The sequence below is a fragment of the Variovorax sp. P1_H12_2 genome (assembly GCF_056405335.1).
In genome coordinates, this window is the sequence record NZ_JBFUCI010000002.1 from 1 (window position 1) to 16,278 (window position 16,278).

Genomic DNA, 16,278 nt, shown 5'->3' on the forward strand with positions numbered 1-16,278 from the left:
TCCTTGCGCGCCAGGATCTCGTTGCCGATCTTCTCCAGCGCCTCGGAGCGCGCCTGGATGCCGCCGGTGGCCCAGGCCGGGAAGGCGGCGGTGGCGGCCGCGACCGCCGCCTCCACCTGGGCGCCGTCGCCCTGCGCATACTGGCCCAGCACGTCGCCGAGGTTGCTCGGGTTGACGTTGGCGCTGTAGCTGGCACCGGCGCGCCATTCGCCGTTGATGAGGTTGTCGAAATTCTGCATGTCGGCTTTCAATCTATTTGGCCCAACGCAGCACTTGCGCATCGAGGCGTTTGGCAGTTTCGATCAGCAGTGTGCGCGCAGCAGGATGGATCGGGGGGAAAGGATGACGCGGCGCTTCGCAAGCAATCACGCTACCTTCCTTCATCAAGGACTTCGCAGCCAGCGGGCCGCACTGCCGGTTCTCGATGTTGATGAGCGGCAGCCAGCGTTCGTAGTCGGCGATGGCCTCGTCGCGACGGCCTGCACGCCACGCGTCGAGGATCGGGCGAATGCCATCCGGAAAACCGCCGCCGGTCATCGCGCCAGTCGCGCCGGCGTCGAGGTCGGGCACCAGCGTGATCGCTTCCTCTCCATCCCACGGGCCTTCGATGGAGTCACCGCCAAGGCGGATGAGCTCGCGCAGCTTGGCAGCCGCACCAGCCGTTTCGATCTTGAAGTACGCGACATGCTCGATCTCCTTCGCCATGCGAGCGAGGAAGGCAGCCGACAGCGGTGTACCGGCGGCCGGCGCGTCCTGGATCATGATGGGAATGTCCACCGCGTCCGACAGTCGTGCGTAGAACTCGTAGATCTGCGCTTCAGGCACGCGGAAAGTCGCACCGTGATAGGGCGGCATCACCATCAGCATCGACGCTCCCTGGTCTTGCGCACGGCGGCTTCGCGCGGCGCACACGGCGGTGCTGAAGTGCGTGGTGGTCACGATCACCGGTACGCGACCATTGACATGTTCGAGGATGGCGCGTGTGAGCACTTCGCGTTCGTCGTCGGCCAAAAGGAACTGCTCGGAGAAATTGGCGAGGATGCACAGGCCATTGGAGCCGGCGTCGATCATGAAGTCGATGCAGCGCTTCTGGCTGTCGAGGTCGAGTTCGCCGCTTTCGGTGAAGGTCGTTGGCACGACGGGGAACAACCCCTGGTAGCGGGCGGGTCGGTGGGTGCTCATGTCAGTCTCTATTCGATGATGTCGAAGTCCTTGAGAAATTCGGTCTTGAGCGTGAGGCCCAGGCCGGACTTGTTGTCGTCGAGCTGCAGGAAGCCGTTCTCCGCCACCGGCTCGCCGTCGAAGATGTAATAGAACAGCTCGTTGCCCACTTCGACGTCGAACATCGGGAAGTACTCGGCCATCGGCGAGGCCAGCGTGCTCATGGTCAGGTGGTAGTTGTGCATCTGACCGGCATGCGGAATCACCGGCACGCTGTAGGCCTCGCACAGGGCGTTGATCTTGTGCGCAGCGGTGATTCCGCCGACGCGGTTGGTGTCGTACTGCACCACGCTCACCGCCTTGCGTTCGAGCAACTGCTTGAAGCCGTAGAGGCTGAACTCATGCTCGCCGCCCGAGATCGGGATGCTCGTGAACGCATTGAGCTCGGCGTAGCCGTCAATATCGTCGGCGATCACCGGTTCCTCGACCCAGCGAGGCTGGTACTTCTCGAGCTTGGGCAGGATGCGCTTGGCGTATTCGACGTTCCAGCCCATGTAGCACTCGAGCATCAGGTCGTTGTCATAGCCGATCACTTCCCGCATCGCTTCGACGGCCTTGAGGTTCTCGGCCACGCCCTTGGTGCCGTGCGCAGGACCGTAGCCGAAGCGCGACTTGAACATCGTGAAKCCCTGGTCCAGGTACTTCTTGGCCTCGGCCTGCATCGCGTCGAGGTCGGTGCGGTAGAGCTTGGAGTAGTAGCACGGGATCTTCTCCTTGGTGCGTCCGCCCAGCAACTTGAACACCGGCTTGTTGACGGACTTGCCGAGGATGTCCCAGATGGCCAGGTCGATGGCTGAGATCRCCGCCATCGTGACGCCCTTGCGGCCCCATGCGTGCGTGGCGCGGTACATGCGCTGCCAGAGATATTCGTAGTCCCACGGGTCCTGGCCGAGAACCAACGGCGTCAGGTACTCGTCGATGATGGCCTTCGCGATCTTGGGTGCCAGAGCCACGTTGCCAAGGCCGACGATGCCGTCGTCGGTCTCGATTTCGACCACGGTCCACGAGTGAAAGCGGAAGGTGCTCATCGTCTCGGTCTTGGAGTACACGAGATCCATCGCGTTGGAGCAGAAGTTGCCCTGCGGCGGGACGGTCTTGCCCTTCCATTGAAAGACGCGGGCGCGGACGGATTTGATCTTCATGATTTGTCTTCGTTGTGCGATGTGAATCAGGCAGCGACGGGTGCTGCGAGGTGATGCGCCGCGCCCATGCGACTGGCGATGCGGAAGGCTTGCCATGTCGCCTCGACGTTGGCCTTGCCCTGGCCCGCGATGTCGTACGCCGTGCCATGGGCGGGCGTGGTGATCGGAATCGGCAAGCCGCCCTGGACGGTGACGCCGCGGCTGAAGCCCAGCAGCTTGATCGCGATCTGGCCCTGGTCGTGGTACATGGTCACGATGGCCTGGTACTCGCCAGCCTGGGCTTTCAGGAAGATGGTGTCGGCCGGGAAAGGGCCCGCGAAGGGTGACTCGGTCGGCCAGGTGCGCGCCTGCAGTGCCTTCACCGCAGGTTCGATGATGTCGATTTCTTCGCGGCCGCAAACGCCCCCGTCCCCGCCGTGCGGGTTGAAGGCGGCAATTGCCACCTTCGGCTGCACGATGCCGTTCGCCAGCAACGAGCGATAGATGAGTTCGGCCGCCTGCTCGATGCGCGCCACACTGAGGAGGCCGGCCACGTCCTTCATCGGAACATGCGAGGAAATGCGCGACGTCCAGAGGTCGCCGAGCGTGTTGAACTCGCAGAAGTAGCCGGTCACGCCGAGGTGCTCGGCAAAGTGATGCAACTCGTCGTCATGCTGCATGCCGCCGACCTTCATGGCCTGCTTGTTGAGCGGCGCAAAGCAGATCGCATCCACGTCGCCAGCCACCGTGGCGTCCATGCATCGGTCCAGCACCTTCAGCACCGAGCGGCCACCCGCGGGCTCCGCCTTGCCGCGATGCACTTCGGTCGGGTCGATGGTGTCGACGGCGAGAAACGCGGGACGCCGTGTGTCGGCGCGGTCACGCACTTCGACGAGTGAATGCACTTCATCGGTGGCGACCTGCTGGCCTGCGATGCGCTGGCCATCGTCCCACAGCCAGCGGTCACCCACCAGCACGACGTTGGCAAGGGCAGTGGCTTCGGGCTTGGCGAGAAGACGGGCGATGAGTTCGGCGCCGATGCCGGCAGGGTCGCCGAGCGTGACGGCGACGACGGGGAGGCTTGCGTTGTTGTTCATGGCCTCAGTCCATCCGGATGTTGCTCTTCTTGATGATGTCGCCGAAGCGCTTGTATTCGGCCGCATGGAATTCGGCGAACTGCGCTTGGGTCATCGGCGTGATCTCCGCGCCGATGGCGTCGAGGCGAGCCTTGGTTTCGGGCAGGGCCAGCACCTTGTTCACGGCGTCGTGCACCTTGTCCTGCACGGACTTCGGCGTCGAGGCAGGCATGTAGATGCCGTACCAGGCACTGATCGCAACGCCCGGGTACCCTGCCTCGGCCATGGTCGGAACGTTGGGCAACTTCGGGTTGCGCTTGGTCGTGGTCACGGCCAGCGCACGGATCTTGCTGTTCCTGATCTGGCCTAGCACCGAGGGCAGCGTGTCGAAGCTCATTTGCACCTGGCCGCCGATCAGGTCGACCAGCGCGCCGCCGCTGCCCTTGTAAGGCACGTGCGAGATGTCGATGATTGCTGCATCCTTGAACATTTCCGCAGCGATGTGCTGCGTACTGCCCGCACCGCTGGAGGCAAAGTTGAGCTTTCCCGGCTCCTTCCTGGCAAGCGCAACGAGTGACTTCACCGAATCGGCCGGCACGTCGTTGTTGACAACCAGCACGTTGGGCACGGCGCCGACGAAGACCACCGGCACCAGATCCTTGTTGCTGTCGTAGTTGAGCTTGAGCAGATGCGGCGCGATGCCATGCGCCGTGACCACGCCCATCACCATCGTGTGGCCATCGGCCGACTTGGCCGTCGCATCGGCCGCGATGGTGTTCGACGCGCCGGGCCGGTTCTCCACGACGACGGGTTGCTTGAGAAGCGGGCCGAGGCGGTCGGCCACAGCGCGAGCCATGGCATCGGTGCCTCCGCCAGGCGGCGAGCCGACAAGGATCCGAACCGGCTTGCCGGGCCATTCGTCAGCATGCGCCGCACCGACGCCGGCAAGGAGCACCAGCGCTGCGGCGCATGCGGTCATCATCTTCTTCATCTGTTTTGTCTCCAAGCYGTTGGGGGTCAACGAGGCCGATGGTAGGCAAGCGATTGATTGCCGTAAACTGAAAACAGTTGATTAATTGATTACCTGAGGAGATCAAAAATGGGCTCGATCGACCGACAGGACAGCACCCCGCAATTGCTCAACCGTCTGCGCATGCGGCAGGTTGCGTTGATGTTGGCGATCGAGGAGCGGCGCACACTGCGCGCCGCCGCGACGCAGCTCGGGCTGACGCAGCCGGCTGCCACCAAGATGCTTCACGAACTGGAGGACGCGCTGGGCCAGACACTGTTCGAGCGCGTCGGCCGCGGCTTGCAAATCAACGCCGCGGGGGCGCGCGTGACCGGCTATTTCCGTAGCATCCGCGGCAGCATGGAAGCATTGAACCGCGAACTGGGAGAACTCAAGCTCGGCAGCGCCGGCAAGTTTTCCGTCGGCAGCATCATGGCCGCTTCGCCTGGGCGTCTCACGAATGCGTTGCTCGGCCTGAAGGCGATGTACCCGCTGTTGTCATTCGAGATCGCGGTCGACACCAGTGACAAGCTGCTGGCGCAACTCCGCGAAGGCGTGCTGGAGGTGGTGATCGGGCGGCTCGTCGAACATCCGGGCGTCGACTGCACCTTTCGCGCGATCGAAGACGAGGCGCTGGCCATCGTGGTGGGCAATGACCATCCGCTGGCGCGCAAGAGAAAGGTCGAGTTCGAGGCATTGCTCGACCACCCGTGGGTGCTGCAACCTGCAGGCAGTCCGATGCGCACCCTGATCGATCGCGAGTTTCGTGACCATCATGCGGCGTTGCCGAAGGGGCTGATCGAGACAGGCTCGATCCTCACCACGATCAACCTGATCCGCCGCTCGAACCTGATTGCCGTGATTCCCGCGGCCGTGGCAGCGAACGATGCGAAGCACGGCATGTTATGCATCCTGCCTTACCGCTTCCGCCAGACGCTCGAGGCCTATGGCAGCCTGGTTCGCTCCGATCGACCGTTGAGCAAGCCGGCCCTGGAATTCCTCGAACTGCTGCATGGCGGAAAACAAACCGAGATCTGATTCGGGCGGTGTTCAATCGGGCATGCCGTCGATCGCAGAACTCGGTGAAGCGAGTGGTAGTCAAAGTGCGCAACGGAGCGTTTCCAATGTTTGCAGACTTGCTGAAGCACTCGGTCGATGCCAACATGAGCGAGGAAGAACGAATCAGCGTCAGCTTCAACCTGATGTTCTCTTCGTTCACGCAGCAGTTGAGCAAACCGCTCGGGTGACACCAAACGGAGACCCTGATGGACGCTGCCGACAAGCTCGAAGCGGTCCTGCGCTATCACGAACGCACCAAGCACCAGTTCCACCGCTATGCGCGCTCCGCCGGCGCCCTGGATTGGGTGAACCAACCCAACCCGCTCCGCCGTTACGAGGGGGCGCCGCTCACACAGTTGCCCATCCTTGGCGCGGACGAAGAGCCGCTGTCGCCTCGCTACGAAGCTATGTATCGGCGGGGCGCGGTGCCGAGCGCGCCGCTCACGGTCCGCTCACTGTCGCGGTTGTTCGAGTACGCGCTGGCGCTGTCGGCCTGGAAGCAGGCGGGTGGCACGCGCTGGGCACTGCGCAGCAACCCTTCGAGCGGCAACCTGCATCCCACCGAGGGCTACCTGCTGATCGGCGTGTTTCCCGGGCTGGCGCTCACGCCCGGCCTGTACCACTACGCGCCGAGAGAACACGGCCTTGAACGGCGCGCGAATGGCTCCGCCGAATGGTTCGCGCAGTTGATGCGGGAGTTTCCCCCACAGGCCTTTCTGGTCGGTTTCTCGTCCATCCACTGGCGCGAAGCGTGGAAGTACGGCGAACGCGCGTTCCGCTATTGTCAGCACGACGCGGGCCATGCCATCGGCACGCTTCGCATCGCCGCCGCGACTTTGGGATGGAGCGCTGTCGTGTTGCACGGCCTAGCCGATGAAACCATCGAAGCCTTGCTGGGGCTGGACCGCGCCGAGGACTTCGCAGGCGCCGAGCGCGAACAACCGGAACTCGTCATGCTCATCTGGCCGAACGACTCGGCAGGGCCGTGGTGTGCAGGCGCGCAGCGCGCGGTGCCGCTCGGCCTGGATCCGCTGGTGGTGGGCCAGCTCACGAAGCAAGTCTGGTGCGGAACTGCGAACCGGCTCAGCCGCGACGACCCCGTCGCCTGGACCGTCATCGACGAGGTGGCGGTCGCCTCACGTCGAGCGATCGGCGAGCGGTACGGCTTGGACCTGTTCGACACGCCTGCCCCGGCGGATCGATGCGCAGCACTCCCAGACGGGCCACCGGCCGGCCGCATCATCCGCCAACGGCGCAGCCTCCTGGCCTGCGATGGCCGGACCTCGATCACGGCCGAGCGCTTCCACGGCATGCTCGCGCGCGTCATGCCGCGCGTGGAACTGGAGGTGAACCGGCGGCCGATGCCCTGGGATGCCATTGCCTGGGAGCCGCGCATCCACCTGGCCTTGTTCGTTCATCGGGTGGACGGACTCGAGCCAGGGCTGTACGTCCTTGTCCGCGACCCGGCCAAGCTGGACAAGCTGAAGCGCGCCATGCATCAGCACTTCGACTGGTCCGAGCCTCCCGGGTGCCCGGCGGAACTTTCCCTTCGCAGGCTGGAAAGCGGCGATGCAAGGCAGCTTGCGACGCAAGTGAGCTGCTTTCAGGACATCGCGGGCGATGGGGTCTTTTCGCTCGGCATGATCGCCGAGTATCGAGACGCCTTGTTCACGCACGGGCCCTGGTTCTATCGCCAGCTCTTTTGGGAAGCCGGGGTGATCGGGCAGGTGTTGTATTTGGAGGCCGAAGCGGCGGGCATAGGCGCCACGGGCATCGGCTGTTTCTTCGACGATCCGGTGCACCGGGTGTTCGGTTTCAGCAACCTGGAGTTCCAGTCGCTCTATCACTTCACGATCGGCGGCCCGGTGGTGGACAGCCGACTTACCACGCTGGCGCCCTATGGTGTGCGTGATGAAGACGAGTTGAAGCGTCGTCCAGACCGCGGGTGACGCAACGAGCGCGGAGGTCGCGGGGCAAGCACTGCCCGGCGGGTGGCCCGTCTGGTTGGACGAAGCATTGGCCTGCGATCGCCGCACGTAGAGCGACGACGATCGAAGGGTGACTTGCGAAGAAACCCGCTACGAGGCGGGTTTCAGGGCAATGCGGGAGGAAGGGGCGAACCCCTTGGAGCAAAGCTCCCGTGGCAGGATGAGCCACTGAGTCCACCGTTGCATCACGAACGTTTGATCGTCCCCCGCACAGGAAGTTCCGGGCCAATTCACCGTGGGTGTGGGTCGCCGCAATGCGCCGGATTGAAGTGGTCGTCTACATCCAAGGCAATCGAAAGGCCATGCCAGGGTTGGCGGCGCGGTTGTCATGGCCGGGAAACGCGCTGCGCAGGCGTACAGTCGCGCATCAGCATGTCGAATCGGTGCGCACTCGGCTACTGATGGCGGCGTTACCCCGTCCATCGCGGTATGCACCAATCATCTTCCCCGGAGGCTGCCCATGAGCGAAAGATCCGCAATCGACGAAGCACGCTTTGCGCAAGCGGTGCAACTCGTTGTCGCAGCCGTATCAGCCACTTCGCTGAGCAGCGATCGGAGCTTTGATGCGCAAACTCACCAGGACGTCCTTCGAGTAGCGCTGATTCGCGCGTACCAGACGCTTGGGGAAGCGCGTGACGAAATTGAGGGTCATGTGCGCAGTCCGGATTGACCCGGTCCAGTGCGTAGCTTCCCAGCCGCGCAAGCACTCGAATCAGCGTCGGCGAATGCGCCAATCTCATTGCTGCTCGAGTGGTTGCCTCACGAAAGACCAGCAGCGCGACTCTGGTTCTCGCGAAGTGCGCCTTTTCGTACGCCTATTTCCGGCTGAGGAGAAATTAGGGGTATGCAATGAAGAGTACCCTGTCCCCACGTTCACAGCTTTCGCTCGCAATTGCGCGGCGGCCTAAGGTTCGTTCTGAGGAATCTTCGCCATGTCTTCCCCGCAACTGCTTGCCCGTTCCCAAATCGACTTCATCGGCGGCGACTTCGATGCGCTAGCAACCCACATGCGACATTGCGCGCTCGCACAAGGGCGATGGTTTGCAATGGGGCGCCATCTACAGCGGGTGCGTTCAGTCGCCGCCGGCCGCATCGTGACGATGGCCTGCGTGGCCGTGTTGCTCGCCATCGGACTGTTCGCGGTCGTTTGAGCGCTGTCGCGGTCGTCGACCGACTCGACACGCTCAGCCAATACGCACGCGAGCTCCTCCTGCGTCCCCACGAACCGGTCGAACCACCGATCCGCGCCGAGCTCTTCGGCACACAACGCTTCGAGCAGCACGGCCACAGCCTGGCCCGCGCGCAGGTGGTGCAGCGTGGGAGCGCCCACGGCGACACTACGCCTTTTTTTCCGCGGGTCGACAAGAACCTCAAGTCACTGCGCCGCGCCTTCGACTACATCGCGCTGATGTCGCAGAGCGGGCGTTATGTGACACCAGCGGCCGAATGGCTGCTCGACAACTTCCACCTCGTCGAAGCGCAGCTYCAACAGATTCGCGAGGGCGTGCCCCGCAGCTATTACGCGCGCCTGCCCAAGCTCGCCGCGGCGCCGTTGGCCGGCCTGCCGCGCGTCTACGGCATTGCCTGGGCCTACGTGGCCCATACCGACAGCGTGCTGAACGAGGAACTGTTCACCGCCTTTCTCAACGCCTATCAGGACATTGACGAACTCACGCTGGGCGAACTGTGGGCACTGCCGACCACGCTGCGCGTGGTGCTGCTGGAAAACCTGCGTCGCGTCGCCGAAAGCATCGCCGAGAACAAGGTGGCGAGCGAAGTCGCACACGCGGCGTGGGATACGGCCGAGTCGCTTTCCGCGCAAGATCTGGACGTGCTCTACCGTGCGCTCCAAAGCCGCGGCATGCAGGAAAGCTACCTCACCCAACTGTGGCGACGCCTTCCGCTCGAGCACGGCGACGACACCCCCGCTCTCGTGAAATGGACCGAGCAGCACTGCCCGAACGGCCCCTCGCTGATCGCCAACGCGCAGAGCGCGCAGGCCGCCGCCAATCTCACCGTCGGCGACATCATCACCACGCTGCGCATGATCGGTCAGGTCGAGTGGGCCGACCTGATCGAGCCGGTCAGCCGGTCGCTGCGCGTGCTGCGCGAGCTGCCGAGCTTCAGCCGCGAAAGCGAAATCACGCGCCAGCAGATCACGCACGCAATGGAGCAGGTCGCACGTGCCAGCCGCCGGTCCGAGCGCGAAGTCGCTCAGGTGGTGGTGCGGCTGRCCTTCGACGTCGCCGCCGACCCGCACGAGCCGGACGACGACGAGGATCGCTGGTCGCTACCAGAACGAACGGCAGGCTACTACCTCTTTGGCGAAGGCCGCCCGGCGTTGATCGCCGCCCTGGCGCCTGCGCGCGGCAACGGCAAGGCTCCCTTTGCGATGCGACGGATCGCCCATCGCAGCTGGCGCCTCCCGCTCTACCTGCTGACGATCGTCGCCGGCACCGCGCTGTTGCTGGCCACGGCGGTACATGGGTTGAACCGCATCGGCTGGCCGGACGCGGCATGGACTTCGATCGTTGCGCTGGTGCTGCTCGCATGGCCGCTCTCCGAAGCCGTGATTGCGTTGGTGCACCGTATCGTGGCCGAATCGACTCGCGTACGCGCGCTGCCACGACTGGATTTCGCGGCCGGCGTTCCGCAGGCGCATCGGGTGCTGGTGGTCGTTCCGTCGATGCTGGGTTCGCTGGAGGCGAATGCCCAGCTCGCCCATCGCCTCGAACTGCACTGGCTGGCGAACCGCGAGGATCACGCGCAGTTCGCGCTGTTGACGGACTGGGCTGACGCGCCGCGGGCCTCGATGCCGGACGACGCGGCTTTGCTGGACGACGCGACGCGGCGCATCGCAGCGCTCAACGAAACGTACCCTCCACCGGCGGATGCTCCCCCGCGATTCGCGCTGCTGCATCGTCCACGGACCTGGTCCGACACCGAGCAGCGCTGGATGGGCTGGGAGCGCAAGCGGGGCAAGCTCGAGATGCTGCTGCGCCTGCTGGCTGTCGGCGATGCGAGCGGCTTCGTGCCGATGGCCGGGGGAATGCAACTTGCAGCGCGCATCCCCTACGTGATGACGCTCGACAGCGACACCGGCCTGCCTCCAGGCACCCTGCGTGAACTGGTCGCAGTGGCGGCCCATCCGCTGAATGCGCCGCAGATCTCCAAAGCCGGCCATCGCGTGGTGGCCGGCTTCGGCATCTTCCAGCCACGCATCGTCACACCCTTTCCGGAGCGGCGGGAGCGCTCGCTGTTTCACTGGATGTTCGCGGGTCAATGCGGACTCGACCCCTACAGCAACAGCGCTTCCGACATCTACCAGGACGTCTTCGGCATCGGCTCCTTCACCGGCAAGGGCCTGCTCAACGTGCGGGCCGTCCATGCCACGCTGGACCGGCGGGTGCCTGACGGCGCCGTGCTGAGCCATGATCTGTTCGAAGGCACGGTCGCCCGCTGCGCCGTGGTGAGCGACCTGGTCCTGATCGAAGACCACCCGCACCACCCCGGCGTCGCGGCCTCGCGCGTCCACCGCTGGACGCGCGGCGACTGGCAGCTGGTCCCGCTGATGCTGCGCGCGCGACACTTCGGCATCGATGCGCTCGGGCTGTGGAAGATGGGCGATAACCTGCGACGGGCCATGGTTGTTCCGGCATCGACGGCACTTCTCGCGTGGGTCGCCTTCACCGATTCGTTCCCGTTGAACTGGGGACTCGCAGCCGTCGGCGCGGCGCTCGTCCTCGGGCCGCTGCTGGGGGCACTCGCGGGGCTGGTGCCGACGCGACGCTCGATCGAACTGCCCCACTTCTTCGACGTCGGAGCCACCGAGCTGATGCGCACCACGGTCAGCGCGGCGTGGCAATTCGTGCAGCTGGCGGCGCAGACTCGCCTTCTGCTCGACGCGTCCGCCCGCGCCGCATGGCGGCTCGCGGTGAGCCGCCGGCATCTGCTCGAATGGACGACCGCGGCCCAGGCGCAGACACAGGCGCGCTACGACCTCCCTGCGTTCCTGCGCGGCGCGGCACTCACGAGCGCCGTCTGCATCACATTCGCCGTGGCGTCGTTGTGGAGCCCGCATCCGCGGCTGGGCGCCGTTCTCTTCGTACTGTGGGCGCTCGCCCCTGTCGCCGCGTGGTGGAGCAGCCGCACGCCAGCGGAAACCGAAAGCAAATTGACCGCCGAGCAGCGCGACTATCTCGAAGCGTTGGCACACGACACGTGGCACTTCTTCGAGCAGGTGGTCGGGCCCGAGGACAACCATCTGCCACCCGACAACTTGCAGCTCGAGCCCGAGCCCACCATCGCGCACCGCACTTCGCCGACCAACATCGGCATGTACCTGCTGGCAAGCTGCTGCGCGCGCGAGTTCGGGTGGATCGACACGAAGGCGCTCGCCGCCCGGCTCGCGGCGACGCTCGACACCATCGATCGCCTCGACAAGCACGAGGGCCATCTCTACAACTGGTACGACACGCAAACGCTGCGGATGCTGCCGCCGGCCTACGTGTCCAGCGTGGACAGCGGCAATCTCGCGGGCCACCTGATTGCCGTCGCGCAGGCCTGCCGCAGCTTTGCCACCGACAACGCCGATGGCGCCGGACTGGAGGCGCTCGCGCAGCGCTGCGAGACCCTGTGTGCCGGCATGGATTTCCGGGGGCTCTACGACACCAAGCGTCATCTCTTTCACATCGGTCTGCGGGTGGAAGAGAACGCGCTCGATTCGAGCTACTACGACCTGCTCGCCTCCGAATCGCGCCTTTTGAGCTTCCTTGCCATCGCCAAGGGCGACGTGCCGCGGCGCCACTGGATGGCGCTCGGCCGGCCCTTCTTTTCGGTGGGCGTGAAGCCGGGCCTCAAGTCGTGGTCGGGCTCAATGTTCGAATACCTGATGCCGGCGCTCGTGATGGCGGAGCCGGTCGGCGGCTTGCTGCAGGTCGCGAACCTCGCCGCGATCGGCGAGCAGCAGGCCTTCGGCTCGGTGCAGAACCTGCCGTGGGGCGTCTCCGAATCGGCGTATTTCGCGCAGGACCATTCCCTTGCCTACCAATATTCGCCCTTCGGCGTGCCGCGTCTTGCGCTACGTCGCACGCCGCCGACCGACCGCGTGGTCGCGCCTTACGCCACTGCGATGGCCGCACTGCTTCGGCCAGCCGATGCGGTGTCGAACCTGCGCTTGCTCGAGTCGCTCGGTGCACGCGGCGAGTTCGGCTTCTTCGACGCGATCGATTTCACCGTCTCGCGCCAGCCCGCCGAGCAGCCCTTCACCGTCGTGCGCAATGTCATGGCGCACCACCACGGCATGTCACTCGTGGCTTTGTGCAACGCCGTGCGTGACAATGCGCCGCGCCGCTGGTTCGGCAGCGCGCCGCTGGTGCAGGCGCACGAATCGCTGATGCATGAGCGCACGCCGCGGCAGATCATCGGCAGCGCCGATCCGCGCCCGCCGCCCGAGCCCGCGACCGGCGAAGCGCCGCCGATTTTCCAACCGCGCGTGGTCGATCCGATGGCACCCGGCTTTCAGCCCACGCACTTGCTGTCGAACGGGCAGTACACGGTGGCGCTGCGCGCCAATGGCGCCGGCGTGAGCCGCTGGCGCTCGTTCAACGTGAGCCGCTGGCGGGACGATCCGCTGCGCGACGGCTATGGAACCTTCTTCTACGTGCGCGACGCGCACAGCCCCGCGCTCACCTCGCTGACCGCCCTTCCTGCGCCCGGCGAACACTGGCGCTACCGCGCGCGCTTCCTGGCCGACCAGGTTCAGTTCGACGCGAGCGGACCCGGTCTTCAGGCGCGCATCACGGTGCTCATCAGCCCGGAGGACGACACCGAGCTGCGTACAGTCTCGCTGCACAACACGGGCAGCGAGACGCGCACGCTGGATCTCATTTCCTACTTCGAACCGGTGCTGTCCAACCCCAAGGCCGATGAGGCGCATCCGGCCTTCGCCAACCTGTTCGTAGAAAGCCGCTGGGAGCCGGGCTGGCGTGCGCTGCTGATGTCACGCAGGCCCAGCCTGCACGGCGACCCGGTGGTTGCTTCCGCGCACTTCGTCGCATCGGTCGATGCGCAGGTGCTGTCTGTCGACTGCATGACCGACCGACGCGCTTTCGTCGGGCGCAATCGCACACTCGCGGCGCCGGCGATCGATCTGCAGCCGCTGGCGTCCGACGGCAGGCCGATCAATGGCCTCGATCCGATCGCGTGCCTGCGCGTGCGTCTTTCCATCGCACCGGGCGCCACCGCGCGCGTGACCTTCGCGACCGCCGCCAACGACAACGTGGATGCATTGATGCCCGGCATCGACCGCTACCTGCAGCCGATGCACGTGGAACGCGCTACACGCATGGCCGCCACGCTGGCGCAGGTGCGCTTGCGCGATCTCAGGCCAAGAACATTGCGCTGCAGGACCTTACGACCATCCTGACTTACACCACGCCTCGCGTCATGCGCGATCGGAGCCTGATCGACCTGCGGCAGATCTGGCGTTTCGGCATCTCGGGAGACAAGCCGGCCTGAGCGTTCGCGTTGCCCGGCGAGCTGGATCGCCGGCGTCTATCGACCCTGTCCGCCGCGCACGTCCGCTATGCGGCGCCGACTTTGACCTGCCGAATGTCGCTCTTGGGCCCGTTCCGGGCGTTGGCGATGTGGCGGATGAACGTCCGCAATGCAGCGATGAGCTGACCGACGATCGACAGAACCTACGTCCACAGCTTGGGAAGCTGCCGTTCTGCCATTGAACTACACCCGCGAACCGGACCGGATTCTACCGGCAGTCCGGATGCAGGCCAGTCCTCGACTTCGACTGCGAACCCAAGACCCGCCCCATGCGAAACGCCCGCCCCGTAAACCCCTGATGCGGCCAAACGGCGGCTCGGCCATTCGGCCAATTGACCCAGCGCCCGCGCAGTGACAGATTGTGACTTGTGAATGCCAAGTGTTGGCACACGCAGGACGTTGTCGCGGGCGTGCCCGCACGAGGAGTCGAGACATGCTGGGAGAATTCGTCCCGAGGAACATCGCAGCCAAACTCGCAGAGCGGGGGCGYGGGCTGTCCGAGCACCTGATCGATTTCTCACCGGATGCGGTCAAGGATTCCTACAACCGGCGGCCCTTCCTGGTCAGCCATCACCTCGACCAGCATCCCGCTTTCAAGCTGCCATCCCTGTTCGCGTTGTGCCGGCGCCTGCCGCCCACCGAGGTGAAGTACCGTGTCGGCGTGATCCCGGAGACGGCGGACTTCGACTCCTCCTACGCGCGCTTCAGCAAGGGTCTCTCGCTGGAAGACGTGCTCGACCGGTTCGAGCAATCCAAGGCCTACATCTGCATCTACAACCCGGAACGCGACCCCACCTACCGGCCCATTCTGGAAGGCATCCTTTCCGAGGTCGCCGCGGCCATCGACGAATGCGATGCGGTGATCACCTGGTATTCGACCTACATCTTCATCTCGACGCAGGATTCGATCACGCCGTACCACATGGACCGCGAGATGAACTTCCTGCTGCAGGTGCGCGGCACCAAGCAGGTGTCGCTCTGGGACCCTGCCGATGACGAGATCATGAGTCCCGCGGAAAGGGATCGGCTGCTGTCGATGTTCAGCAGCCTGCGAGCGACCTATTCGCCCTCGTTCGAATCGAAGGCCATGAACTTCGACTTGCGGCCAGGCATCGGCGTGCACCACCCCTTCATCGCGCCTCACCGGGTGACCACGGGCTCCGAGCTTTCCATCTCGCTGGCCTTCACGTTCCGCACCCAGAAGTCCGACAAGCTGACGAGCGCCCACGCCTTCAACTACCTGCTGCGCCGGTGCGGCTGGCTGCCCGCGGAAGTGGGTCACAGCGCCGTGGCCGACGAGATCAAGGTGGTGGCATCCCATGCCGCGAAAGTGCCGATCGGCCTGCTGCGGGCCTGGCGCGCGCGGCGGATGGCGACCTAAGGAGACTCTGAAAAAGTCCTCGCGAGAGCGTGCGCCTCGGGTCGGGATGGGATGCAAGACGCAAACCGGAGCCATAGCCAAAGCTATGGCAGGATTTGCAACGCCGCAGACCGCCCGAGCCGAGGATGCGCGGTCCGCGGGGACTTTTTCAGAGTCTCCCTAACGCAGCTGCTATTTGCTGAGCCAGGGAGCGTTGGCGCTCGCGGCCGGATCGGGCCGCGCGAACATGGACAACGCAGCCTGCTGTCGCCACTCGAGCATGCGCATGCGGGCCTGTGCCAACTCGTCTTCCGGAACGTTCTTCACGGGCATCGCTTCGGTCGGATCCTTGTCGAGATCGAAGGTGTCCATTGGCGTTCCATCCAACGGATAGTGGTACTTGCGTGTGCCGCGGCGCATGGCCAGCGTGGTCCCGTCGATGGAGCTGGTGAAGAACACGGCGCGATCCGCGCCCGCCGGTTCCAGCAGCGACCGCCCCGGCAGCCGTGCCCCTTCGACCTGGTAGCCCAGCAGTTGCGCAATCGTCGGAAGGATTTCGATCTGCTGGCGCGCGCCCTGCACCCTTGCGCCCTTCAGGGCGGGCATGCCAGGCGCGTAGATGACGGCGGGGATGCGCAGGCTTTCCTCGTAGACCATGTTGAAAGACTGCTTGGCATCGTGCTCGTCGAGCATCACGCCATGGTCGCCCAGGAACACGAAGATCGTGTCGTCGAGGATGACGTGCACGCTTGGCGCTGTCGCGATGGATCGGTTCATCTGAAACGCTGGCGATAGCGGCGCGGCCTTCAATAGCTTTTTCGATTCCCCTCGGCCGCTTCACCTTCGAACGTTGCACCAGAACCGTCACCGCATCGGTTCCTCTCGA

13 protein-coding genes are annotated in these 16,278 nt (G+C 65.0%); 7 read left to right on the forward strand and 6 right to left on the reverse strand.

The window, feature by feature from the left end; genetic code table 11:
- The 5 genes from AC1D2K_RS00425 to AC1D2K_RS00445 form a co-directional block, all read right to left on the reverse strand.
- The coding region (locus AC1D2K_RS00425) for an aldehyde dehydrogenase family protein (protein WP_478085408.1) at positions 1–239 on the reverse strand (239 nt) is incomplete at its 3' end.
- A 13-nt stretch (positions 240–252) separates the two neighbouring features.
- Positions 253–1,182 (reverse strand): dihydrodipicolinate synthase family protein, encoded by a 930-nt coding sequence (locus tag AC1D2K_RS00430; protein WP_478085410.1) that lies wholly within the window; start codon positions 1,180–1,182, stop codon positions 253–255.
- Positions 1,183–1,190: 8 nt separating this feature from the next.
- Positions 1,191–2,363: an L-rhamnonate dehydratase gene (locus tag AC1D2K_RS00435; RefSeq protein WP_478085412.1), complete on the reverse strand. Its 1,173-nt coding sequence runs from the start codon at positions 2,361–2,363 to the stop codon at positions 1,191–1,193.
- A 26-nt stretch (positions 2,364–2,389) separates the two neighbouring features.
- Positions 2,390–3,439: a 4-hydroxythreonine-4-phosphate dehydrogenase PdxA gene (locus AC1D2K_RS00440; protein ID WP_478085414.1), complete on the reverse strand. Its 1,050-nt coding sequence runs from the start codon at positions 3,437–3,439 to the stop codon at positions 2,390–2,392.
- Positions 3,440–3,443: 4 nt separating this feature from the next.
- Positions 3,444–4,400: a Bug family tripartite tricarboxylate transporter substrate binding protein gene (locus AC1D2K_RS00445; RefSeq protein ID WP_478085507.1), complete on the reverse strand. Its 957-nt coding sequence runs from the start codon at positions 4,398–4,400 to the stop codon at positions 3,444–3,446.
- A 117-nt stretch (positions 4,401–4,517) separates the two neighbouring features.
- Between AC1D2K_RS00445 and AC1D2K_RS00450 the strand changes: the two genes are divergently transcribed.
- The 7 genes from AC1D2K_RS00450 to AC1D2K_RS00480 all read left to right on the forward strand — a co-directional run bounded on the left by AC1D2K_RS00450 (position 4,518) and on the right by AC1D2K_RS00480 (position 15,413).
- Positions 4,518–5,465 (forward strand): LysR family transcriptional regulator, encoded by a 948-nt coding sequence (locus tag AC1D2K_RS00450; protein ID WP_478085415.1) that lies wholly within the window; start codon positions 4,518–4,520, stop codon positions 5,463–5,465.
- An 8-nt stretch (positions 5,466–5,473) separates the two neighbouring features.
- Positions 5,474–5,674, forward strand: a complete 201-nt coding sequence (locus AC1D2K_RS00455; protein ID WP_478085417.1) for a putative 2OG-Fe(II) oxygenase — start codon at positions 5,474–5,476, stop codon at positions 5,672–5,674.
- Positions 5,675–5,692: 18 nt separating this feature from the next.
- Positions 5,693–7,435 (forward strand): SagB/ThcOx family dehydrogenase, encoded by a 1,743-nt coding sequence (locus AC1D2K_RS00460; RefSeq protein ID WP_478085419.1) that lies wholly within the window; start codon positions 5,693–5,695, stop codon positions 7,433–7,435.
- 499 nt (positions 7,436–7,934) lie between these two features.
- Entirely contained in the window at positions 7,935–8,144 is a 210-nt protein-coding gene (locus AC1D2K_RS00465) for a hypothetical protein (protein WP_478085421.1), read from the forward strand.
- A 262-nt stretch (positions 8,145–8,406) separates the two neighbouring features.
- Positions 8,407–8,625 carry a hypothetical protein gene (locus tag AC1D2K_RS00470; RefSeq protein WP_478085422.1) on the forward strand — a complete coding sequence of 73 codons (219 nt, stop codon included), beginning with the start codon at positions 8,407–8,409 and terminating at the stop codon, positions 8,623–8,625.
- Positions 8,622–13,901 (forward strand): glucoamylase family protein, encoded by a 5,280-nt coding sequence (locus tag AC1D2K_RS00475; protein WP_478085424.1) that lies wholly within the window; start codon positions 8,622–8,624, stop codon positions 13,899–13,901. Before AC1D2K_RS00470 ends, AC1D2K_RS00475 begins: the two co-directional genes overlap by 4 nt.
- 564 nt (positions 13,902–14,465) lie before the next feature.
- Positions 14,466–15,413: a cupin-like domain-containing protein gene (locus tag AC1D2K_RS00480; RefSeq protein ID WP_478085426.1), complete on the forward strand. Its 948-nt coding sequence runs from the start codon at positions 14,466–14,468 to the stop codon at positions 15,411–15,413.
- A gap of 171 nt (positions 15,414–15,584) precedes the next feature.
- Here the strand turns inward: AC1D2K_RS00480 and AC1D2K_RS00485 are convergent, their stop codons facing one another.
- Positions 15,585–16,139: a sulfatase-like hydrolase/transferase gene (locus tag AC1D2K_RS00485; protein WP_478085428.1), complete on the reverse strand. Its 555-nt coding sequence runs from the start codon at positions 16,137–16,139 to the stop codon at positions 15,585–15,587.
- Positions 16,140–16,278 lie beyond the last annotated feature (139 nt).

What these genes read in the sequence shown, in the direction of transcription:
- AC1D2K_RS00430 (WP_478085410.1), bottom strand. Translation starts at nt 1,182, where the DNA reads ATGAGCACCCACCGACCCGCCCGCTACCAGGGGTTGTTCCCCGTCGTG.
- AC1D2K_RS00440 (WP_478085414.1), bottom strand. Translation starts at nt 3,439, where the DNA reads ATGAACAACAACGCAAGCCTCCCCGTCGTCGCCGTCACGCTCGGCGAC.
- AC1D2K_RS00445 (WP_478085507.1), bottom strand. Translation starts at nt 4,400, where the DNA reads ATGATGACCGCATGCGCCGCAGCGCTGGTGCTCCTTGCCGGCGTCGGT.
- AC1D2K_RS00450 (WP_478085415.1), top strand. Translation starts at nt 4,518, where the DNA reads ATGGGCTCGATCGACCGACAGGACAGCACCCCGCAATTGCTCAACCGT.
- AC1D2K_RS00460 (WP_478085419.1), top strand. Translation starts at nt 5,693, where the DNA reads ATGGACGCTGCCGACAAGCTCGAAGCGGTCCTGCGCTATCACGAACGC.
- AC1D2K_RS00465 (WP_478085421.1), top strand. Translation starts at nt 7,935, where the DNA reads ATGAGCGAAAGATCCGCAATCGACGAAGCACGCTTTGCGCAAGCGGTG.
- AC1D2K_RS00470 (WP_478085422.1), top strand. Translation starts at nt 8,407, where the DNA reads ATGTCTTCCCCGCAACTGCTTGCCCGTTCCCAAATCGACTTCATCGGC.